The organism is Streptomyces sp. NPDC001890, from assembly GCF_042891445.1.
Classification (GTDB): domain Bacteria; phylum Actinomycetota; class Actinomycetes; order Streptomycetales; family Streptomycetaceae; genus Streptomyces.
Window position 1 is genome coordinate 1 of sequence record NZ_JBIATE010000018.1, and the last position, 22,519, is coordinate 22,519.

The window sequence follows — 22,519 nt, forward strand, 5'->3', positions numbered from 1 at the left end:
ACGGTGCGGTTGTTGGCGGCGGATGGTTATCGGACGTTCGTGGAGTCGAGTCCGCATCCGGTGCTCACGATGGGCATTCAGGAAACCCTCGACGACATTCCCGGAATCGAGGGCACAGCGGCCATCGGCTCGCTGCGCCGCGACGAGGGCGGACTGCGCCGCCTGTACACGTCCTTCTCCGAGGCGTGGACGCACGGCGCGCCGGTCGACCTCACTCGTCTGCTCCCCGACCGGACCGCCGGCACCGGAACCCGGTCCGGTATCGGCACCAGGTCCGGTACTGGCACCGGGTCCGGTACCGGCTCCTTCGACCTGCCGACGTACCCCTTCCAACGTGACCGCTTCTGGCTCGACACCCCCGTCCTCGCCGGTGACACCCGTGCCCTCGGCCTCACCGCGGGCGGCCACCCGCTGCTCGGTGCGGCGGTCGAACTTGCCGACATGGATGGGCTGTTGCTCACCGGACGGCTCTCGCTGAGCAGCCACCCGTGGCTCGCCGACCACACCGTCGCCGACGTGCCCCTGGTCTCCCCGGGCGTCTTCGCCGAACTGGCGCTGCGCGCGGCGGACCGGGCGGGGTGCGCCTCCGTGGCGGACCTCACCGTGCACACCCCGCTGGTCGTGCCCGAGGACGGCTCCGTACAGCTCCAGATCCTCGTGGGAGCGCCCGACGCCCTCGGCCGGCGGCCGATCGCCGTCCACGCGAGGTCGGAGAGCACCCCGCGTACGGGACCCGCCTTCGACGACAGCGCGGACGCGCCCTGGACCCGGCACGCTACGGGCACCCTCGCGGCGACCCGCGACGAACCGGCCCCGGCCCCGGCCCGCTCTTCAGCCTGGCCGCACCCCGGTGCGACCCCGCTGGACCTCGGCGCGCTGCGTACCCGGCTCGCGTCGACGGGGCTGGGCCATGGCCCGGCGTTCCACGGGCTGCGTACCGCCTGGCAGGACGGCAACCGGCTGTACGCCGAGGTCGAACTGCCGGCCGAGATCGAGCAGCAGGCTGCCGAGTACTTGCTGCACCCCGCTCTCCTCGACGCGGCCCTCCAGCCCCTCGTCTCCGTCCGCGCGGTGGACGGGGCGGCGGGCCGGGTGCCGCTGGTGCATACGTGGCGCGGCCTGTCCGTGGCCACACGCGGAGCAGGCGCCCTGCGGGTGGAGATCAGCGGTTCGGGTGTGTCGCGCGGGGAGGACCACGACACCGTCGAGGTGCGGTTCTCGGACGAGGACGGGAACGTAATGGGTGGCGCGGAAGCCGTCACCCTGTCGCCGCTCGACCTGTCTGCCCTGTCCGCGCGCGGCGACGCACTCCGGGACGCGTTCTTCGGCCTGGAGTGGGCGGTCGTGAACGGCGGGCGTGCTGGAGCGAAGGACGCGAGTGGGGACGTACGTACAGCAGTGGGCGTGCTGGGTCCGGACCCGCACGGCGGCCTGATCGCCGGCCTGATCGACGGCCTGGATGAGGTCGTGCACCACACGGACGTCGCGGCCCTGCGGCAGGCCGTCGAAGACGGGGACCCGCTGCCGGATGCCGTCCTGGTTGCCGCAGCCGGGCTCGGTACGAGTGACGAAGGAGACCCGGAGCGGCTCGGCGAGGCCGCCCGCACCCTCCTCGAAACCCTCCAGGGCTGGCTCGCGGACGAGCGGTTCGCCGCCAGTCGACTGTTCGTGATCACTCACGGCGCGGCCGCGACCGACGGCACACGCGCCGTCTCGCCCGTGGGCGCCGCCCTCGTGAGCCTCGTGCGGTCCGCCCAGCTCGAACACCCCGGCCGCGTCGTACTCATCGATGTACCCGGCACGGCGATTCCGCCGCACCTCCTCACGGCAGCGCTGGCCACCGGCGAGCCCCAACTCGCTGTGCGGGAGGACGAACTGCTCGTCCCGCGTGTCGTACGCCGGTCCCGGACCGACGACGCCGCCGTTGCGCCCGCCACGGGGGCGGAGAGCGGCGGCACCCTGCTGGTCACCGGGCACGCCGAGCCGTCCGCCGTGCCCGTTGCCGTCCACCTCGCCACCCGCTACGGCGCCGACCGCATCGTCCTCGCGGCGCCGCCCGGAGCCACACCGCCGCTGGACCTCTGGGAAAGCCTGTCCGCAGAGGCCGGCCACGAGTTCCGCACGGTGACCAACGACCCGTACGACCCCGCCTCCCTGGCCGAACTCACCGAGGAACTGACCGGAGGCCGCGAGCTGATCGGCAACCAAGGGCTGATCGGCGGCCAGGGGCTGACCGACGACCGGGGGTCGACTGACGGCCGGGGGTCGACCGATGACCGGGGGGCGACCGACGACCGACGGCTGAGCGCCGTACTGCACCTCGGACCGGTCCCCGACGACGGGACGATCGCCGCGCTCGACCCCGTTCACGCGGCCCAGCAGTTGGTGCGGGAGACCCGGGCGGTGTGGAACCTCCACCGGCTCACCCAGGAGGCCGCTCCCGCAGCCTTCGTGCTGTTCTCGTCGCTCGCGGCGACGCTGGGCGGCGCGGGGCGGGGCGTGTTCGCGGCGGCCGGGGGATACCTCGACGCGCTCGCGCAGCTCAGGGCCTCCGACGGGCTCCCGGCGACATCCGTCGCATGGGGCCTGTGGGAGCAGGACTTCACAGAGGCGGACACCGAGGCCGACATCGACGGCGACGCCCCACGCGAGTTCTCCGCACGCGGAGGAGTAGTGCCGGTCACCAGCGAGCAGGCGATCACGCTCCTCGACGCGGCACTCGACGCGGGCCGCCCCTCGGACATCACCGCACGCCTCTCCCTGACCGCCCTGCGCGACCAGGCCGAGAACGGAGTGCTCCCGACCGCGCTGAGCGTGCTCGTCCCGCACACCGTTCGCTCCGCCGGGGCAGCGGGCGGAGCTTCGGCCCTGGCCGCCCGGCTGGCCGGCGTGCCGGAGGCCGAGTGGCCCGGCGTGCTCCTCGACCTGGTCCGTGGCACGGCGGCTACCGTCCTCGGCCACTCCTCGCCGGAAGCCGTCGCCGCCGAACGGCCGTTCAAGGACCTGGGCATCGATTCGCTGACCGCCGTCGAACTGCGCAACCACCTGGGTACCGCCACCGGCCTGACCCTGCCCGCGACGCTGGTCTTCGACCATCCGACACCGGCGGCTCTCGCGGCGCACCTGGGCGGCCTGGTGACTGCCGACGTCCCGGACGATGCCTCGGGACTCGCGCTCGCCGCCGTCCCCGCCGCCTCGGACGAACCGATCGCCATCGTGGCCATGGGCTGCCGCTACCCGGGCGGAGCGGTGTCCCCCGAGGCGCTGTGGGACCTGGTCGCCACCGGCACCGACGCGATCGGAGAGTTCCCGGACGACCGGGGCTGGGACCTGTCCCGGCTTTACGACCCCGACCCCGACGCCAAGGGAAAGACGTACTCGCGCAACGGCGGATTCCTCTACGACGCCTCCACCTTCGACGCCCCCTTCTTCGGCATCTCACCCCGCGAAGCCGCGGCCATGGACCCCCAGCAGCGACTGCTCCTGGAGACGGCGTGGGAGACGTTCGAGCGGGCGGGCATCGACCCGACGTCCCTACGCGGCAGCAGGACCGGCGTCTTTGCCGGCAGCAGCTCGCAGGACTATTCGACGCTGGTGGAGGCCTCTCCCGAGGACGCGGAAGGGTACCTGCTGACCGGCACGTCGGCGAGCGTCGTCTCGGGCCGCATCTCGTACACCTTCGGTCTTGAGGGTCCGGCGGTGACGGTGGACACGGCGTGCTCGTCGTCGCTGGTCGCGATGCACCTGGCGGCGCAGGCGCTCCGCAACGGCGAGTGCTCGCTGGCGCTGGCCGGAGGTGTCGCCGTACTGGCGACCCCCGCCGGTTTCGTGGAGTTCTCGCGGCAGCGTGGTCTGTCGGTGGACGGTCGGTGCAAGGCGTTCTCGGCGGAGGCGGACGGTACGGGCTGGGCCGAGGGTGTGGGGCTGTTGTTGCTGGAGCGTCTGTCGGATGCTGAGCGCAATGGGCATCGGGTGCTGGCGGTGCTGCGTGGTTCGGCGACGAATCAGGACGGTGCGAGCAATGGTCTGACGGCGCCGAATGGTCCGTCGCAGGAGCGGGTGATCCGTCAGGCACTGGCGAGTGCACGTCTTTCGACTGCGGATGTGGACGTGGTGGAGGCGCACGGTACGGGCACCCGGCTGGGCGACCCCATCGAAGCGCAGGCGCTCCTCGCCACATACGGCCAGGGCCGCCCGTCCGACCAGCCGCTGTTCCTCGGGTCGTTGAAGTCCAACATCGGGCACGCCCAAGCGGCCGCCGGTGTGGCGGGTGTGATCAAGATGGTCGAGGCGATGCGTCACGGTGTACTGCCGAAGACGCTGCACGTGGGCGAGCCTTCGCCGCATGTGGACTGGGCGTCGGGCGAGGTGTCGCTGCTGACCGAGCAGCGCGACTGGCCCGAGGTCGACCGCCCGCGCCGGGCCGCCGTGTCCTCCTTCGGCATGAGCGGAACCAACGCCCACGTCATCCTCGAACAGGCACCCGCATCCGTCGCGTCGTCCGTGACTACGGACGACGACGCTCCCCATGACGAGCAGCTCGGCCTCGTACCGCTGGTGCTGTCGGCGCGGAGCGAAGACGCACTGCGCGAACAGGCAGCGGGCATCCGCGCCGTTCTGGAAGAGCGCTCTGCGGCACACCTGGGCGACATCGGATACTCGCTCATCGAGTCCCGGGCTCGCTTCGATCACCGTGGTGTGGTGGTGGGTCGGGACCGTGCTGAGTTGGTGGCGGGGCTTGAGGTGCTGGCTCGGGGTGAGCGTGTGGGGTCCGTGGTGGTGGGTGATGGGCGTCTGGTGTCGGGGAAGTTGGCGTTCTTGTTCACGGGTCAGGGTGCGCAGCGGGTGGGGATGGGGGGTGAGTTGTACGGGTCGTTCCCGGTGTTCGCTGAGGCGTTCGACGCGGTCGCGGAGGTGTACGCGCGGCTGGCGGGTAGCTCCTTGCGGGAGGTCCTGGATGGTGAGGGGGTTCACGGGACGGGGGTGGCTCAGCCGGGGCTGTTCGCGGTTGAGGTGGCTTTGTTCCGGTTGTGGGAGTCGTGGGGTGTGCGTCCTGATGTGGTGGCCGGGCATTCGGTGGGTGAGGTTGCTGCCGCGCATGTGGCGGGTGTGCTGGGTCTGGAGGACGCGGTGCGTCTGGTGGTGGCGCGTGGTGGGTTGATGGCGGGGTTGCCGGAGGGTGGGGCGATGCTCGCGGTTCAGGCCGGTGAGGAGGTGGTGGCTCCGCTGCTGGTGGGGCGTGAGGGTGAGGTGTCGTTGGCGGCGGTCAACGGCCCGGCCTCGGTGGTCGTCTCCGGCAGCGCATCGGCTGTGGAGGAGATCGGGGGTGCTCTGCGGGAGCAGGGTGTCCGGGTCCGTCCGCTGACTGTGAGTCATGCTTTCCATTCGCCGTTGATGGAGCCGATGCTCACGGAGTTCGCCGAGATCGTGGACGGTTTGTCGTTCGGGGTGCCGGCGGTGCCGTTCGTCTCGGCGCTGACCGGGAAGCTGGTGGGCGAGGGCGAGTTGGCGTCCTCGGAGTACTGGGTCTCCCATGCCCGGGAAGCCGTCCGTTTCCACGACGCGCTCCTCACTCTGGGCGAGGAGGGTGTGGGCCGGTTCGTGGAGGTGGGTCCGGATGCGGTTCTGACTGCGCTGGCCCGTAACGTGTTCGACGAGGCGGTCTGTGTGGCCTCGGTCCGTCGTGACCGTCCCGAGGACGAAGCGGTCCTCCAGGCGCTCGGCGGTCTGTTCGTCGGTACGGACACCTCGGTGGACTGGCGTGCGGTTTATGGCCCGGATGCGCGGGTGACGGATCTTCCGACCTATCCCTTCCAGCGCGAGCGCTACTGGCTGGATGCTCCGGTGGATCGTGGTGACACGGCGGTTCTGGGTCTGGCTGATGCGGGCCACCCCCTGCTGGGGGCGTCGCTGGAGCTGGCCGATGGTCAAGGAGAGGTATTCACCGGGCGGTTGTCCCTGCACACGCACCCCTGGCTGGCCGATCACGCCGTTGCCGGTACGGTCATCCTGCCCGGAGCCGCCTTCGTCGAACTCGCCCTCCACGCGGCGCAGTACGGTCGGATCCAGGACCTGACGCTCGAAGCGGCCCTGCATCTCCCCGTCAGCGACGCCGTCCAGCTGCGCGTCACGGTCGACGCCCCCGACGCGGCCGGCGCACGGGGCTTGTCCATCCACTCCCGGCCCGAGGACGAGTCCCCGGACTCCGCCCTCCAGGACCGCACGTGGACCAGGCACGCCACGGGAACGGTCGTGACCGAGCCATCCGTGTCGCAGCAGGAGTTCAGCCCGGCCTGGGCGGACTTCGCGGGGGTGTGGCCTCCCGAGGGGGCCGAGCCCGCGGACCCGGCCGAGGTGGGCGGTCTCTACTCCCGCCTCGCGGAGGCGGGCTACCAGTACGGCCCCGCCTTCCAGAGCCTGTCCGGGGCATGGCGGCGGGGCGGGGACGTCTTCGCCGAGGTGCGGATGACGGACGAGGCCGTCCGTCGAGTGGGCACTCCCGGTGCGCCCGGCCGGTTCGGACTCCATCCGGCGCTGCTGGACGCGGCCCTGCACTCCATGGGCTTCGGTGAGTTCCTCGCGGGCGAGACGCGGTTGCCGTTCGCCTGGAGCGACGTAGAACTGTTCGCCACCGGTGCGGCCGCCCTGCGCGTACACCTGGCCTCCAACGGTCCCGATCAGATCGCCGTACGCCTTGCCGACGCGACCGGTGCTCCGGTGGCCTCCGTTGCCGCGCTGGCGCTCCGTCCCATCGCGATCGAGCAGCTCACCGGGCAGCAGCGCATCCCTGCGACGGACGGGCTGTTCGGTGTCGACTGGACACCCTCGGCCGTGTCCGGCACCGGCACCCCGCCGGAGGCGCGCGCGGACGGCGGACCGGCCACGGTGATCGTGGGCACGGACCCGTACGGCCTCGCGGACAGCGGCACGCCCGTCTATCCGGACCTCGACGTGCTCTTCGCGGACCTCGCGGACGGGCGGCGGGCAGGCACCGGCCGGGCGCCGGTCGACGTGCTCGCCTTCCTCGGTCACGACCTCGTCGACGACCCCTCGGACGGGCGCCCCGTCGCCGGTGTCGCACCCGCCGATGCCGATGCCGATGCCGACGGTTTCGGTGCGCCGCGCCGGGTCCGCGCCCTCGTCGAAGAGGGACTCGGCCTCGTGCAGCGGTGGCTCACCGCCGACGCTCACGACACGCAAACGGCCCAGGACGGAATCCAAGGATCCGAAGGACCCGAAGGGCCACGCCTCGTGGTCGTCACCCGAGGAGCCGTCACCGCGCGTTCCGGCGAGCGGATCACCTCGCTCGCCGGGGCAGCCCTGCACGGCCTGCTGCGTTCGGCCGCCTCCGAGCACCCCGGCCGGATCACCGTCATCGACCTGGACGACCACGAGGATTCGGTACGCGCCCTCCCCGCCGCGCTCGCGGGCGGCACGGCCGATACCGAACTCGCCGTACGCGAAGGCTCCGTGCACGTACCGAGGCTCGTACGCACCGGTCCCGGCAGCACAGACCAGGAACTCGTGCCCCCGGCCGACACCGACGCATGGCGGCTGGACGTCACGGCCAAGGGCACCCTGGACAACCTCGCCCTCCTGCCCTGCCCCGAGGTGAACGCCCCGCTGGAAGCCGGGCAGATCCGCATCTCGGTGCGCGCGACCGGCCTCAACTTCCGCGACGTCCTCATCGCGCTCGGTGTGTACCCGGGCGACGCCCCGCTCGGCAGCGAGGCCGCCGGCATCGTGACCGAGGTCGGCCCGGGTGTCACGGGCCTGGCCCCCGGCGACCGGGTCCTCGGTCTGTTCCCCGGCGGCGCCGGCCCCGTCGCGGTGACGGACCACCGGCTCGTGGCACCCGTCCCGCGCGGCTGGACATACGCACAGGCCGCCGTCGTGCCCGTGGTCTTCCTCACCGCGTACTACGGCCTGCGCCACCTCGCCCACGTTCGCCCGGGCCAGCGGCTGCTGGTGCACTCGGCGGCGGGTGGCGTCGGCATGGCCGCCGTGCAGCTCGCCAGGCACTGGGGCATGGACGTGTACGGAACGGCCAGCCCCCGCAAGTGGGACGTGCTGCGCACGCTCGGCCTCGACGACGCGCACATCGCGTCCTCCCGCACCCTCGACTTCGAGACGGCCTTCCTGAACGCCACGGACGGCGCGGGAATGGATGTGGTGCTGGACTCGCTGGCCCACGAGTTCGTGGATGCCTCACTGCGGCTGCTGCCCGGCGGTGGGCGCTTCCTGGAGATGGGCAAGACCGACATCCGAGACCCGCAGGCCGTCGCCGCCGAGTATGCCGGGGTCGACTACACGGCCTTCGACCTGCACGCGGACGCCGGTTCCGAGCTCATCCAGCAGATGTTCCGCGACCTGCTGGAACTGTTCGAGAGCGGGGTACTCAAGCCGCTGCCCGTCACCACGTGGGACGTGCGCCAGGCACCGGAAGCCTTCCGGTACTTCAGCCAGGCCCGCCAGGTCGGCAAGATCGCGCTGACCCTGCCCACCCGGCCCGATCCCGAGGGCACCGTCCTCGTCACGGGCGGCACCGGCTCACTCGGTGCGCTGGTCGCCCGCCACCTGGTCACCGAACACGGCGCCCGGCACCTGCTCCTCACCAGCCGGCGCGGCCCCGGTGCGCCGGGCGCGTCGGAACTCCGTACGGAACTGGAGGAACTGGGCGCCACGGTGACGGTCGTCGCCTGCGACACCGCCGACCCGGACGCCACCCGCGCCCTGCTCGACACGATCCCGGCCGCCCACCCGCTCACCTCGGTCGTCCACACGGCCGGCGCGCTCGACGACGCCACTGTGGAGGCCCTCACCCCCGAGCGCCTCGACACCGTGCTGCGCCCGAAGACGGACGCGGCATGGAACCTGCACCGGCTCGTCCAGGAACGCGGCGACGACCTCGCGGAGTTCGTGCTCTTCTCCTCGGTGTCCGCGACGCTCGGCGGCGCCGGACAGGCCAACTACGCTGCCGCGAACGCCTCGTTGGACGCACTCGCCGTCCACCGAAGCGCCCAGGGCCTGCCCGCGGTCTCCCTCGCCTGGGGCCTGTGGCGGCAGGACAGCGGCATGACGGGCGGCCTCGACGAGAAGGACCTCGCGCGTATCCGGCGCAGCGGACTCGTCCCGATCGAACCGGCCAAAGGGCTTGCCCTGTACGACGCCGGACGCTCCGCAGCACGACCGGTACTCGTACCGGCACCGCTGGACCTCGCGGTCCTGCGTACCCTCGCCGACACCCAGCCGCTGCCCCCGATCTTCCAGGGCCTGGTCCGTAAGCAGGTCCGGCGGGTGGCCAACAGCACGGCGGCCGCGGTACCGCTGACCGAGCGGCTGGCCGGGCTGTCCACCACCGAGCGGGAGAGCCGACTGCTCTCGCTCGTACGGGACGAGGTCGCCGCGGTACTCGGTTACTCCTCGTCCGAAGCGGTGGAACCCGACCGGTCCTTCCGCGAAAGCGGATTCGACTCGCTGACCGCCGTCGAACTGCGCAACCGGATCAACGGCGCCACCGGCCTGCGGCTCACGGCCACCCTGGTCTTCGACCACCCGAACCCGGCCGCGCTCGCCCGGCACCTGAACGACCAACTGGTGCCCGCGGAGCCGGAGTCGGGGGTGGCGGTCGGAGTCACCGACGTACTCGCGGAACTCGATCGCCTGGAGCAGACACTCGGCGCGCTCGCCGCACTCGGCAGCCCTGGCGCGGACCACGCGCCCGCCGACCCGGCGGCGGGTCCCGGCGCCGACCAGGTGGACGAGGCCGTCCGGGAAGCGGTCGCCGCCCGGATGCAGCGCCTGCTGGCGGACTGGAACCGGCGCACCGCCGCCGCGGAACCGGAGACCGACATGAAGGAGAAGCTCGCCGCCGCCACCAGCGACGAGATCTTCGACTTCATCGACAAGGAATTCGGCCGCACCTCGAACCACTGATCCCCCACCGTCCTTGGAGGTCGGTACGCATGACGCACACCAACGACGCCCCTCCCCAGAGCCCTTCCGGTCAGTCCAAGGAGGAGAAGCTGCTCGACTACCTCAAGTGGGTGACCGCCGATCTGAAGCAGGCCCGCACCCGCATCGAGGAGCTGGAGAGCCGCTCCCAGGAGCCTGTCGCCATCATCGGCACGGCCTGCCGGTACCCGGGCGGAGTCTCCTCCCCGGAGGACCTGTGGGACCTGGTCGCCACCGGCACCGACGCGGTCGGTGAAATGCCCAAGAACCGCGGTTGGAACCTGGAGGGGCTGTACGACGCCGACCCGGAGCGCGAGGGGACGACGTACACCCGGCACGGGGGTTTCCTGCACACCGCCGACGAGTTCGACGCGGGATTCTTCGGCCTCTCGCCGCGCGAGGCCGAGACGATGGACCCGCAGCAGCGACTGCTCCTGGAGACGGCCTGGGAGACGTTCGAGCGGGCCGGAATGGCACCGCGTTCGCTGCGCGGCACGCACACGGGAGTCTTCGTCGGAGCGGTCGCCCAGGACTACGCGCCGGGAGCCCAGCAGGCGCCGCCGGGCTACGAGGGTCACTTCATGACCGGCAACGCGATGAGCATCGCCTCCGGCCGCCTCTCCTACACCTTCGGTCTTGAGGGTCCGGCGGTGACGGTGGACACGGCGTGCTCGTCGTCCCTGGTCGCGATGCACCTGGCGGCGCAGGCACTGCGCAACGGCGAGTGCTCGCTCGCCCTCGCCGGCGGCGTCGCAGTCCTCGCCTCACCGATGCTCCTGCTGGAGTTCTCGCGGCAGCGTGGTCTGTCGGTGGACGGTCGGTGCAAGGCGTTCGCGGCGGATGCGGACGGTACGGGCTGGGCCGAGGGTGTGGGGCTGTTGTTGCTGGAGCGTCTGTCGGATGCTGAGCGCAATGGGCATCGGGTGCTGGCGGTGCTGCGTGGTTCGGCGACGAATCAGGACGGTGCGAGCAATGGTCTGACGGCGCCGAACGGTCCGTCGCAGGAGCGGGTGATCCGTCAGGCACTGGCGAGTGCACGTCTTTCGACTGCGGATGTGGACGTGGTGGAGGCGCACGGTACGGGCACCCGGCTGGGCGACCCCATCGAAGCGCAGGCGCTCCTCGCCACATACGGCCAGGGCCGTTCGACCGAACAGCCTCTGTACCTCGGGTCGTTGAAGTCCAACATGGGGCACGCCCAAGCGGCAGCGGGTGTGGGTGGCGTGATCAAGATGATCGAGGCGCTGCGCCGAGGCGTGCTGCCGAAGACGCTGCACGTGGGCGAGCCTTCGCCGCATGTGGACTGGGCGTCGGGCGAGGTGTCGCTGCTGACCGAGCAGCGCGACTGGCCCGAGGTCGACCGCCCGCGCCGGGCCGCCGTGTCCTCCTTCGGCATCAGCGGCACCAACGCCCACGTCATCCTGGAACAGGCCCCAGTGGCATCGGGCGCGCCCATGGAGCCGGAGCCGGCTCGGGGCGGGGAGGGCAGCCCCCACCTCTGGACGTTCTCGGCCGACCGGCCCGAGGCCCTTCGTGCACAGAGCGCGCGGCTCCAGCAGTTCCTGAACGACCGCCCCGGCCTCGATCCGAAGAACGTCGGCTTCTCCCTGGCCACGACGCGGAGCCCACTGAAGCGGCGGGCCGCTCTCGTCGCCACTACGCGCGAGGAACTCCTGGCGGGACTGTCTGCGCTGGCGGAGGGCGGCCGGCCCGAGGCCGTGGTGGTGGGTGACGGGCGTCTGGTGTCGGGGAAGTTGGCGTTCTTGTTCACGGGTCAGGGTGCGCAGCGGGTGGGGATGGGGGGTGAGCTGTATGGGTCGTTCCCGGTGTTCGCTGAGGCGTTCGACGCGGTCGCGGAGGTGTATGGGCGGCTGGCGGGTGGCTCCTTGCGGGAGGTGCTGGATGGTGAGGGGGTTCATGGGACGGGGGTGGCTCAGCCGGGGCTGTTCGCTGTTGAGGTCGCTCTGTTCCGTCTGTGGGAGTCGTGGGGTGTGCGTCCTGATGTGGTGGCCGGGCATTCGGTGGGTGAGATCGCTGCCGCGCATGTGGCGGGTGTGCTGGGTCTGGAGGACGCGGTCCGCCTGGTGGTGGCGCGTGGCCGGTTGATGGCGGGGTTGCCGGAGGGCGGGGCGATGCTCGCGGTTCAGGCGGGTGAGGAGGTGGTGGCTCCGCTGCTGGTGGGGCGTGAGGGTGAGGTGTCGTTGGCGGCGGTCAACGGCCCGGCCTCGGTGGTCGTGTCCGGCAGCGCATCGGCTGTGGAGGAGATCGGGGGTGCTCTGCGGGAGCAGGGCGTCCGGGTCCGTCCGCTGACTGTGAGTCATGCGTTCCACTCGCCGTTGATGGAGCCGATGCTCACGGAGTTCGCGGAGATCGTGGAGGGTCTGACGTTTACCGCCCCGTTCCTGCCGTTCGTCTCGGCGCTGACCGGGAAGCTGGTGGGTGGGGGCGAGTTGGCGTCCTCGGAGTACTGGGTCTCCCATGCCCGGGAAGCCGTCCGCTTCCACGACGCGCTCCTCACCCTCCGCGAGGAGGGCGCGGGCCGGTTCGTGGAGATCGGCCCCGACGCGATCCTCACGACGCTGGCCCGCAACCTCTTCGCCGAAGCGGTCTGCGTGCCCTCCGTACGCCGTGACCGTCCCGAGGACGAGGCCGTCCTCCAGGCGCTCGGCGGCCTGTTCGTCGGCACGGACACCCCCGTCGACTGGCGTGCGGTCCACGGCCCCCACGCCCGGGTGACCGACCTCCCGACCTACCCCTTCCAACGCGACCGCTACTGGCTCGACACCTCGTACGACGTGGCCCCCGCCCGGCCCGCTCCGGCAGCGAAGACGGCCTCGCCCGAGACGCTGGCGGACCTGCCCGCCGAGGAGTTGGCCGAACGCCTCCTGGCCCTCGTGCGGCAACACGCCGCCGACGTACTGGGGCACAGCGACCCACAGGTCATACATGACTCGGAAAATTTCCTTGACATGGGTTTCTCTTCGTTCACCGCGCTGGAAGTACGCAACCGGCTATGCGATGCCACAGGATTGCTCATACCCCCTGTGGCAATGTACGAGTACCCGACTCCGATCGTACTGGCCGACTTCTTGAGGGAGGAGCTGCTGGCTGTCAAGGCATGATGGAGTGATTCTCCAGGAACTGTCAGTTTCGGCCAAAGATGCTCCCTGCAGCCACTGCTTGCCGATCGGAACCTAGGCTCTTTGCGGGTCGAATGTGCATCCGATCAATTCGATGCGGCACGTGCAAGCAGGGAGTTGGTATCAACAGTGGCTGGCGCAGGAACACCTTCCAGAAGCGGAAATGTCCGTCTAAGGGAGCACCGCAAGTTGGTGGAAGCTCTGGGCGCGATACGTAACGGGCGACGGGTCGTCGAGCTGATCGGCGACCCGGGTACAGGCAAGACGCGCCTGCTCACTCAGTTGGCGGACGAGGCGAGAAGCCGGGGTTTCATGGTGGCGCAGGGGCGGGCCACCGAGGGGGACCAGCGGGTCATGCTCCAGTCGATTACGGCTTCCCTGGACTGTCGGCTGGTGCTCGCCGCCTCCCGTGACCTGCCGAATGATGTTGCGGCAATGATACGTGCAATCTGGTCGCAATCTCCTGCTCGTCTTTGTGAAACATTTGCTGGCGCCGGGGAATATGAAAGCGCTCACCAAGTGACTGGAAAGGAACCCAGGCATCTCGTTCTCTCCGCGATGCGCGGCTTGTTGGAACGACTGGCGGAAAAGTCCCCGACCGTTGTAATCCTGGACGACTGCCATTGGGCCGATCAGTACACCGCAGACCTCATCGATCAATTGGTCCGATATCCGTTGAACGCGCCGATGCTGATCGTCATCGCCCACCGGCCGCGCCAGACCGGCTCGCCGTTGCGCAGCACCCTCGCCCAGGGTGTGGTGTCAGGAGTCGTGGAACGCATCCAGTTGCACGAACTGACGCTGGGGCAGACCGCCGATCTGCTGTCCGCCGAGGCTCGCAGCCGCCGCTCCGTCGACCTCTACCGGGAGAGCCAGGGCGTTCCGCAGTACCTGCTCGCGCTCGCGAATCCCGGCAACAACGACGAGTTCGTACAACTGGTGCAGACCGAGGCGGCCCTGCTGGGGCACGACGAGCGACGGGTACTGGAGGCCGCCGCTGTCCTCGACGGCCGCTTCGACGTCGCCGCGCTCGCCATCGTGGCAGGACTTGAGCGGGATCGGGTCTGCACCGCGGCCACCCTTCTGCTCGGCAGGGACCTCTTCCGCCGTGCCAAGCCGGCCTCGGTGATGGTTCTGCGGCATCCCTTGGTGCGTGATGCCGTTTACGCGGAGACCGACGGCTGCTGGCGCCGCGAGGCGCACCGCCGGGCCATCGACTACCTCCGCGGCTGCGGGGCGCCCCCGTCCGAACTCGCCCACCACGTGGCCGCCGCACCGGACGGTTCGGGCAGCGACGACCTGGACATCCTGCTCCGGGCCGCCGAGGAGTCCCTGCCCGGGAACCCGGAGCGGGCCATCACCTGGCTGGAGGCCGCCCTCCGCCTGGTGCTGCCGCGTCAGCAGCGCGGCCGGGCGCTGATCGCCCTGAGCCGGGCCCTGTGCGTGGCGGAGCGATTCGCGGACGCCATGCCCTACCTGCGGGAAGCGGTGGCGATGGGGGCCGCCCTGCCGGTGGAGATCTGGGCCAAGGCGGTGTCACAGAGCGCGGCCATCGACACGCTGTTCGGACGCTACTCGGAGGCGAACGCCACGCTGGACGGAGCACTCGCCATGCTGCGGGGCCGGCCCTCCCTGGAAGAGGTGGAACTGCTCGTACGGCGCGGCGTGATCGGCCTGTACGACGGCGGGGCGCTCGACACCGCGACGGTGGACCTGGCGGCCCGGCGGGCCCAGGAGTTCGAGTGCCACACGTCGACCGCCGCCGCGATGGCGCTGCGCGCCCTGAAGTCGACCTCCTTGGGGGACATCGAGACCGCGCTGAGCGCCCTGGAGACCAGCGCCTCCTGCATCGACCAGCTCTCCGACGCCGAACTCGCGCACAGTCCCGACTGCCTCGCCCTGCTGGGCTGGGCGCAGCTCAACGCGGCGCGACTCGTCGACGCCGAGGCCACGATGCGCAAGGGCGTGACACTGGCGAAGGAGTTCGGCGCAACCACCGTGCTGCCGCTGTTCCTGCTGGGCCTGAGCCTGGTCAACAACGCGATGGGGCGTATCGGGGAGTCCCGGCGCGCGGCGATCGAGGCCAAGGAATGGGGGCGCCGCGTCGGGGCCGAGCAGGTGCGCGACTTCGGTCTCGCCCTGGAGGCCAACTGCGCGATCTGGCTGAGCCGCAGGAACGACAGCAAACGTGCGGTCTCCCGCGCCCAGCGCCTCATCAAGGCCCTGCCTCCCCGGACGTACTGGTACAGCATGGGGGCGCTGATGTGCCTCGCCGCCGCCGTGGAGATGGGCGAGTGCAGCGAGTACTGCGTGGCGCTGGTGCTGGACGCCGGAGGCGGCGGCGCCCTGCCCAACTTCGTACTGGCCCTTCGGGCGCAGTGCTTCGAGCTGCTCTGCGCGGCGGCGATCCTCCAGGGCAGCCCCTGGGCCGGGGAGTACGCCGAGCGGTCCGCGGCGGCCGCGGAGACGCTCGGCCTGCCCTATCAGCGGGCCTTCGCGCTCGCCGCACGGGGGCACGCGCACCGCGCCTCGGGCCGGGCCGGGGAAGCGGCCAACCATTACCGGGAGGCGGCGGACCTGTTCGCCGTGCACGGTGCGCTGGGTTCGCAGGCCCGCGCGCTGACCCTCGCCGCCCAGTGCGCCTCCGCCGCGGGGAGCCCGGACCGGGCGGCGGAGATGCTGCGGCCCGCCAAGGAACTCGCGATCCGGTGCGGCTCGCCCCTGCTGCTGGCCGATGTCGGCGCCGAGGAGAACTCCGTCGCCCATGCGGTACGCGGTCAGGACCCGGCCGTCCCGGACGTGGACGTCGCCGCGACCGACGGGCTCGCGGCTGCCGACGGCCTCGACCTGTCCTGCCTGACCGACCGGGAGCGCGAGATCGCCCGGATAGCCGGGCGGGGATGCAGGACCAAGGAGATCGCCGAGCAGCTGTTCGTGAGCCCGCGCACCGTGGAGGTCCATCTCTCCCGGGTCTACCGCAAGTTGAACGTTCCCTCGCGTGCGGTGCTGGTCCGCCTCATGGCACGGGCCGCCTGACGACAGGCTCTCGGAACGGCCGCGCGCGGGTGAGTTGCCCACCACCGCGCCAGTTCCGCCGCGCGATCACCGGCCGCCGTGGCCCGTACCACGGCGGCCGACCGCTCCGGGGCGGGCAGAAGCCCCCTGGTCGGAACTGGCCGGCCGGGTCTGCCGGAAACCCGACGCGAGGGCATTCGGGCAGGACATGATCAGCACATGGAGAATCGGACGAGAACCTTGCCCACCACCCCCGTTCGCCTGGCCGGGCGGGGCATTGTGCTCAGGGAGTGGGACGAGGAAGACATACCCGCGTTGATCGAGATGTACGACGATCCGGAGATCGACCGCTGGACGCCCGTACCTTCCCCGTTCGACGCGGACGCCGCTCGCGAATACCTGGGGCGGGCCCGCAAGGCCCGGAGCGAAGGCCGTTGTGTGCAACTGGCCATCACGGCCGACGGCGGGCAGCCGCAGGGCGAAGTGCTGCTCTTCCGGAACGACCTGGACGACCGGGACATCGAGCTCGCCTACGGTGTCGGGCCCCGGTACCGGCGTCGCGGACTGGCGGCCGCGGCGGTCGCGGTCGCCACCGAGTACGCCGTTCAGCACCTGGACGTGGGGCGGGTGATTCTGCGGATCGAGGTCGAGAACGCCCCGAGCGCCGCCGTGGCGCGATCGGCCGGATTCGTGCCCACCGCGGACGAGCTCGTCGCGCGGGAGGCGAAGGGGCGGAGGGCGCTGCTGCGGACCTGGTGCCATGGGAACGGCGCAGCGGAGTCCTGAGCCACCGGAGCCGCGCCGCGTCGCACCGCCTCCACCCCGCACCGCCTCCCGCCCCGCACCGCCTCCCGCCCCGCCCCGCACCGCCTCCCGCCCCGCAGCAGGGGCTGCTCCGGGCCCACTACGCTGGTACGAAGCGGTGCAAATGGGTCAGAGTGGACCTCAGGGAGGCGTGATGAGTCAGCAGCCGGTCCTTCTTCCGTACACCGATCCCGCCTTCGTGGCCGACCCCTTCCCGGTCTACCGGCAACTGCGCGAGGACGGCCCGGTGCGGCGCGCCGTCATCGCGGGCGGCCTGGAGGCATGGCTCGTCACCCGGTACGAGGATGGCCTCGCAGCCCTCTCCGACCCGAGGCTGAGCAGCGACGTCAGCGATGCGTCGGACCCCCGGCTCATCGAGCGGCTGCCCGCCACCGATCGTGGATCCGTCCTGCGCAACATGCTCCGCACCGATCCGCCCGACCACACCCGACTGCGCCGCCTGGTGTCCAAGGCGTTCACCGCCCGCAGCGTGGCCGAGCTGCGGCCCCGCGTCGAGGAGATCGCCGACCGGCTGCTCGACGAGATCGCGCCCGACGGCCGTGCCGACCTCGTGGGGAGTTTCGCGCTGCCGCTCCCGGTCACCGTGATCAGTGAACTGCTCGGCGTGCCCCTGGCGGACCGGCACGACTTCCAGCGGTGGACCGACGACCTGGTCCTGCAGGGGGCCGAGCCGCCGGACCCGGCCCGGACGGACGAGGCATGGCGGCACATGCGTGGCTACCTGACCGGGCTCATCGGGGCGAAGCGGGCCCGGCCCGGGAACGATCTGCTCAGCGCCCTGGTGGCCGCCCGGGACGAGGAGCGGAGGCTGGACGAGGACGAGCTGATCGCCATGGCCTTTCTGCTGCTGGCGGCCGGGTACATCACCACGGTCAACCTCATCGGCAGCGGAATCGCGGCACTCCTCGCCCACCCCGACCAACTCCGGAGGCTGCGGGACGATCCGGCACTGCTGCCGGGGGCGATCGAGGAATTCCTGCGCTACGACGGACCGGTCAACCCCGGCATCGCCCGGTTCGCGCGCGAGGACGTCACGATCGCCGGTGTGGACATCCCGCGCGGCGCGACCGTGCTCGTGGCATCCGCCATCGCCGACCGTGACCCGGACCACTTCCCGGAACCCGACCGCCTGGACATCACCCGGCAGGACAACGCCCACCTCGCGTTCGGGCACGGCATCCATTACTGCCTGGGGGCGCCGCTGGCCCGACTGGAGGGCCAGATCGCCATCGGCGCCGTCCTGCGTCGCCTCCACGGTCTCGCCCTGGCCGTGCCGCCCGGCGAACTGCGCTGGCGGCCGGGAGGGCTGCGCGGCCCGGAGCGGCTGCCCGTCACCTTCACCGCAGACATCCTGGCCTGAAGGTGCCCGGTGGACGGGCCACCGGTCGGGCCGCCGCCTGGCTCAGGAGTAGAGCTTGCCCAGGAACGCGTCGAGATTGTTCCTGGTCCGGGCCACCTGCTCCTCCATCGTCAGGCTCTCCTCGAAGCGGCTGCCGGGCGCCGGGGTCTTCCGGCCCCGGACGTACAGCGAACAGGCGAGGTCGGTGCAGATGTACAGGCCGACCGAATTGCCCTCGCGCCCCGCCGCCCCGGTCTTGGGGGCGGTCATCAGCGAGACGCCGTTCCCCGGGTGCGTCGTGAGGCACAGCGAGCACATGCTCCGATGGAGGAAGCCGCGCTGCTTGGCGGGGAAGCGGAACGTCACGCCGATGAGTTCGCCGTCGCGTTCGGTGACGATATAGCTGCGTCCGGGGGCGGAGAGATCCCGCCATCCCAGATAGTCCAGGTCGTCCCAGGGCTGCTCGTCGAGATCGCGGGGAAGCGGCAGACGCTTGGCCTCCCCCTTCGAGCAGTTGATGAACGAGGTGCGGATGTCCTGCTCAGTCAGGGCCTTCATGCGGGGGACGCTAACGCTGCCTAGGACACCTAGGCAAATGATTAATGAGGCAAGGTTATGCGTCGCCGCCGACGCCGCCCGCGCCCGTGCTGTCCGCGATCATCAACCGGTGCGCCGGCGGGTGCTCGATCGGCAGATCCGGGCGCCAGGCCGCGAGGACCTGGGCGGAGGGACCGAACAAGGACCGGGGCAGGTCGTCGAGTGCGGTCCACTGCCAGGTGCTGATCAGATGGGGCTCGGTCACCTCCGGGTCTCCCGACCGGACGGTCACCTCGGCGCCCATCGACACCCGGTTGATGCCGCCGACCACGTCGTGGAGCATGGCGAAGACACGCACGCCCGCCGCATCGACCTCCAGCCCCGTTTCCTCCCGGAGCTCACGGGCGGCCGCCTCGGCGATGGACTCATGGGTCGGGTCGACCTTGCCGCCGGGGAGCTCCCAGGTTCCGCCGTGGTGCCTGCCGAGGAGGATCCGCCCCCGGCCGTCCTGCACGATGACACCCACACCGAGCGCCGCCTGCGCCTTCGGCGGACGGGTGTTGCGGGAAGAGGTGTCCGTGGGGGTGGTCGTCATGGTGCTCCCTGTGTTCCTCGTGTTCCTCATGCTCCGGTCGTACGAGGCAGCCTACGGACAGGTCGTGCCACCGCCCGCCGCCAGCCCCCGCCGCGCATCCGTCGGCCGGAGAAGAGGCCGTACCCTCGGCGCGGACCCCGGAGAGTCAGACGGTGAGCCGCAGCGAGGTCGCCGAGATGCCGAGCCGCACCGTCTGGCCCCATGTCAGCTCCAGTGCGTCCGTCTCCATCCCGTCACCGAAGACCACCAGCCGGTCGGACTCGACGGTGAGCCTCAGCCCCTGTTCGCGTCGCAGCTCGCCCGCGACCCGGGTGGTGCCGGTCGCGGGGGACGGCCAGGCCTCGCGGACGAACCAGAGGAGGCGCGGGTCGGTGGGCGCCGGAAGGCGCAGGTCGCTGCGGCGCTCCTGCCACAGCGAGCGCAGCCACCCCGTGGCGCCGGTACCGGTGCCGACGAGCACGCCGGAGGAGGCCTGTGGCTCGGCGGGGGCGTCGGGGGTGTCCGGGCCGAGCCGGTAGCGGGCGGTCTGATGGCCGGGCGGGCCGAGATAGATCTCGTTGAGGGCGAGGAGGCGCTGGGTGTCGTCGGACACCGCCTCGACCATGGTGAGTTCGTCCACCGTCCCGCCGGCGGAGACGGCCGCCCGGAGCAGGGCGGCCGCGTCACGGGGCCGGTGGCGTACGAGCACGCCCGGATTGCGCCCGGGGTCGGTGTCGATGCCCACGACCGGCTGGCCGGAGAGGTACTTGGCGGCGTTGGCGACCAGCCCGTCCTGTCCGACGACCACCACCACGTCCTCCGGCCCGAACAGAAAGCGGTCGAGGTCCGCGCGTTCCACCCGCGACTGACGCCACTGGAGCGGTACGGCCGCCGCCACATCGGCCAGTGCCTGCCGGGTCTGCCGGTGCCGCCGCGCCACCTCGTCGATGGACCGGCCGCGGCTGGACAGGAAGAAGGCGGCCTGCCCGTGCGTGCCGTGCCGGGCCAGCAACTCCTCGTACTCGGTGGTGCGGTGGACCAGTACCGCGCGCGGCGCGAGGCTCATGCCCGGGTGTCCGGGCCGGTGCTGCCGAGCTTGCTGAGCAGGCCGGTGAGTACGTCGGGGGAGAGGGTGAGGCTGTCGATGCGCGGCAGGTTCTCGGCGAGCCTGGTCGCCGCGAGGGCGTGCAGGGTCGCGGCATCCACCTCCGCGTGCACCCGCAGCCAGGCCGCCTGGGACTCCGCCCGCGCGGCGCCGACCTCGCGGGCCGCTTCGGCCTCGGCCCGCGCCAGCCGCACCTTGCGGGCCGCTTCGGCCTCGGCGCGCACCCCGTCGGCCGCCGCGTTCTCCTCGGCCTCACGTCGGGTGTTGGTACCGCGCTGCTCGACCAACTGCTCTTCCCTGCGTGCCAGTTCGATCTGGCTGGCGAGCTCGTTCTCGGCGATGGCCCGTTCCCTCTCCACGGCCACCGCACGGCGCTCGTAGGTGGCCCGGTCGGCCTCCTGCTGGATCTGCTCGCGGGCAGGGGTGCGCAGGGCGCGTTCGACCTCGGCCTCGGGCCGGATCGCCACCACCCGCACCGCGACCACATCGATCCCGGTGGCGGGCAGCCGCGGTTCGGCCGCGAGCCCCGCGGCGACCCGGTCGCGTACCGACGCGACACCGTCGACCAGCGCCTCGGCCAGCGCCGTCCTGGCCAGTACGTCCAGGGTGTGCTGCTGGGCGGTCTCGGTCAGCAGGGTGGCGATCTGCTCCAGCGGCGCACCGCGCCAGACCCCGGTGTCCGGGTCGACCGAGAAGTCCAGCCGGGCGGCGGCCTCGGCCGGGTCGCTGATCCGGTACGTCACGGTGGCCTGCACGGTCACGTCCTGGAAGTCGGAGGTGCGGGCGTGGAACGCCATCGCCAACTCCCGGTCGTTCACCGGGACTTCCGAGAGTGCGGCGCTCAGTGAGCGGTACCAGAAGCTCAGCCCCGTCCCGTCGTGGGCCAGCCGGCCGCGCTTGTGGTGGCGGATGTGCGCGGTGGGTGCGGAGCGCAGATGGCGCCAGCCGAAGCGCCTGGTGATGTCGGCCATGTCGGGCCCCCTCTTTTTTCTCGTCATGAAGACGATAAAGGGGTGCCTGGTTATCGTCAAGGGGACGAGAAAAGGTGTCCGTCCGTCCCGGCCGCCGCGTCCCGCGCCGTTGCGAGAAATCGGGCCGGCACCTCACCCCCGCCGTGCACCGCCAGATCGGCGCCGTTGACGTAGGAGGCCAGGTCGCCCGCCAGGTACAGGCAGGCGCGGGCCACGTCGTCCGGTGTGGCCATCCGCCGCATCGGGATGACCCCGGCCAGGGCCGCGCCGCCGTCCTCGCCGTAGACCGATGTGGCACTCTCCGTGCGGACCGGTCCGGTCGTGATGTGGTTGACGCGTACTTTCGGCGCCCACTCCAGGGCCAGTGCCCGGGTCAGTGCGAGCAGCCCGGCCTTCGCGGCCGTGTACGCGGCAGTGCCCGGCTGCGGGTCGTGCGCGGAGACGCTGCCTATGTTGACGATCGAGCCTCCGGTGTCCTGCTCCCGCATGACCAGGTTGGCGGCCTGCGATACGTAGAACGGGGCCAGGAGGTTGAGGGCGACGATCTTCTCGACGAAACGCGGCGACACGGTGGCCGCGTCGGAGTCGGGGGAGCCGCCCGCGTTGTTGACGAGCACGTCCAGCCGTCCGAAGCGGTGGGCCGCTTCGTCGACCAGGGAGGCGGCGGCCGCCGGGTCGCGGACGTCGGCCGACCGGAAGTGCGCCCGGCGGGTGTCGTTCCCGGGCAGCTCGGGCGGTTCGCCGCGGCCGCAGACCAGTACGTCCGCCCCGGCGGCGAGGAACGCCTCGGCGATCACGGCGCCGATGCCCTTCGTGCCGCCGGTGACGATCACGGCCCGCCCCGCGAGGTCGATGGGATTGCCGATGTCCATGGGTCCGCCCCGCCGTCTTCCGTCCTGCACGGTCGGGTAAATCTACCAACTGTTTGTTTGGTGGAACAGGTGCGGAAACCGCGGGCGGGGGGGGGGGGCCCCCCCCCCCCCCCCCCCCCCGGGGGGGGGCCCCCCCCCCCCCCCCCCGGCGGCGCCCGCGCGGGGGCGGGAAAACCGACGCCAACAC

The 22,519-nt window shown here is 71.5% G+C and carries 10 protein-coding genes and 1 pseudogene; 6 read left to right on the plus strand and 5 right to left on the minus strand.

Annotation, left to right across the window (positions count from 1 at the left end; all coding sequences use genetic code 11):
- The first annotated feature begins 69 nt into the window (after positions 1-69).
- The 6 genes and pseudogenes from ACFYY1_RS31340 (at position 70) to ACFYY1_RS31365 (ending at position 18,294) form a co-directional block, all read left to right on the plus strand.
- On the plus strand, positions 70-9,936 hold the full coding sequence (locus ACFYY1_RS31340; protein WP_388591528.1) for an SDR family NAD(P)-dependent oxidoreductase: 9,867 nt from the start codon (positions 70-72) through the stop codon (positions 9,934-9,936).
- Positions 9,937-9,965: 29 nt separating this feature from the next.
- On the plus strand, positions 9,966-13,076 hold the full coding sequence (locus ACFYY1_RS31345) for a beta-ketoacyl synthase N-terminal-like domain-containing protein (RefSeq protein ID WP_388591529.1): 3,111 nt from the start codon (positions 9,966-9,968) through the stop codon (positions 13,074-13,076).
- A 147-nt stretch (positions 13,077-13,223) separates the two neighbouring features.
- A pseudogene (locus tag ACFYY1_RS31350) lies at positions 13,224-13,778 on the plus strand (AAA family ATPase); the annotation flags it as partial.
- A 3-nt stretch (positions 13,779-13,781) separates the two neighbouring features.
- Positions 13,782-16,130 carry a LuxR C-terminal-related transcriptional regulator gene (locus ACFYY1_RS31355; protein ID WP_388591819.1) on the plus strand — a complete coding sequence of 783 codons (2,349 nt, stop codon included), beginning with the start codon at positions 13,782-13,784 and terminating at the stop codon, positions 16,128-16,130.
- Positions 16,131-16,328: 198 nt separating this feature from the next.
- Positions 16,329-16,895 (plus strand): GNAT family N-acetyltransferase, encoded by a 567-nt coding sequence (locus ACFYY1_RS31360; RefSeq protein ID WP_388591531.1) that lies wholly within the window; start codon positions 16,329-16,331, stop codon positions 16,893-16,895.
- Positions 16,896-17,067: 172 nt separating this feature from the next.
- The gene (locus ACFYY1_RS31365; RefSeq protein ID WP_388591532.1) at positions 17,068-18,294 is read left to right on the plus strand and encodes a cytochrome P450; all 1,227 of its coding nucleotides are present in this window, start codon (positions 17,068-17,070) and stop codon (positions 18,292-18,294) included.
- A gap of 42 nt (positions 18,295-18,336) precedes the next feature.
- Here the strand turns inward: ACFYY1_RS31365 and ACFYY1_RS31370 are convergent, their stop codons facing one another.
- The 5 genes from ACFYY1_RS31370 to ACFYY1_RS31390 all read right to left on the minus strand — a co-directional run bounded on the left by ACFYY1_RS31370 (position 18,337) and on the right by ACFYY1_RS31390 (position 22,332).
- The gene (locus ACFYY1_RS31370) at positions 18,337-18,831 is read right to left on the minus strand and encodes an FBP domain-containing protein (protein ID WP_388591533.1); all 495 of its coding nucleotides are present in this window, start codon (positions 18,829-18,831) and stop codon (positions 18,337-18,339) included.
- A 55-nt stretch (positions 18,832-18,886) separates the two neighbouring features.
- Positions 18,887-19,405, minus strand: a complete 519-nt coding sequence (locus ACFYY1_RS31375; RefSeq protein WP_388591535.1) for an NUDIX hydrolase — start codon at positions 19,403-19,405, stop codon at positions 18,887-18,889.
- 145 nt (positions 19,406-19,550) lie between these two features.
- Positions 19,551-20,450: a hypothetical protein gene (locus ACFYY1_RS31380; RefSeq protein WP_388591537.1), complete on the minus strand. Its 900-nt coding sequence runs from the start codon at positions 20,448-20,450 to the stop codon at positions 19,551-19,553.
- Entirely contained in the window at positions 20,447-21,460 is a 1,014-nt protein-coding gene (locus tag ACFYY1_RS31385; RefSeq protein WP_388591539.1) for an SPFH domain-containing protein, read from the minus strand. The genes ACFYY1_RS31380 and ACFYY1_RS31385 overlap by 4 nt, the downstream gene beginning before the upstream one ends.
- A gap of 56 nt (positions 21,461-21,516) precedes the next feature.
- A complete protein-coding gene (locus ACFYY1_RS31390; protein ID WP_388591540.1) occupies positions 21,517-22,332 on the minus strand; it encodes an SDR family oxidoreductase in 816 nt (271 codons plus the stop codon).
- Between the last annotated feature and the right edge of the window lie 187 nt (positions 22,333-22,519).

What these genes read in the sequence shown, in the direction of transcription:
- ACFYY1_RS31340 (WP_388591528.1), top strand. Translation starts at nt 70, where the DNA reads ATGGGCATTCAGGAAACCCTCGACGACATTCCCGGAATCGAGGGCACA.
- ACFYY1_RS31345 (WP_388591529.1), top strand. Translation starts at nt 9,966, where the DNA reads ATGACGCACACCAACGACGCCCCTCCCCAGAGCCCTTCCGGTCAGTCC.
- ACFYY1_RS31355 (WP_388591819.1), top strand. Translation starts at nt 13,782, where the DNA reads ATGCTGATCGTCATCGCCCACCGGCCGCGCCAGACCGGCTCGCCGTTG.
- ACFYY1_RS31360 (WP_388591531.1), top strand. Translation starts at nt 16,329, where the DNA reads ATGGAGAATCGGACGAGAACCTTGCCCACCACCCCCGTTCGCCTGGCC.
- ACFYY1_RS31365 (WP_388591532.1), top strand. Translation starts at nt 17,068, where the DNA reads ATGAGTCAGCAGCCGGTCCTTCTTCCGTACACCGATCCCGCCTTCGTG.
- ACFYY1_RS31370 (WP_388591533.1), bottom strand. Translation starts at nt 18,831, where the DNA reads ATGAAGGCCCTGACTGAGCAGGACATCCGCACCTCGTTCATCAACTGC.
- ACFYY1_RS31375 (WP_388591535.1), bottom strand. Translation starts at nt 19,405, where the DNA reads ATGACGACCACCCCCACGGACACCTCTTCCCGCAACACCCGTCCGCCG.
- ACFYY1_RS31380 (WP_388591537.1), bottom strand. Translation starts at nt 20,450, where the DNA reads ATGAGCCTCGCGCCGCGCGCGGTACTGGTCCACCGCACCACCGAGTAC.
- ACFYY1_RS31385 (WP_388591539.1), bottom strand. Translation starts at nt 21,460, where the DNA reads ATGGCCGACATCACCAGGCGCTTCGGCTGGCGCCATCTGCGCTCCGCA.
- ACFYY1_RS31390 (WP_388591540.1), bottom strand. Translation starts at nt 22,332, where the DNA reads ATGGACATCGGCAATCCCATCGACCTCGCGGGGCGGGCCGTGATCGTC.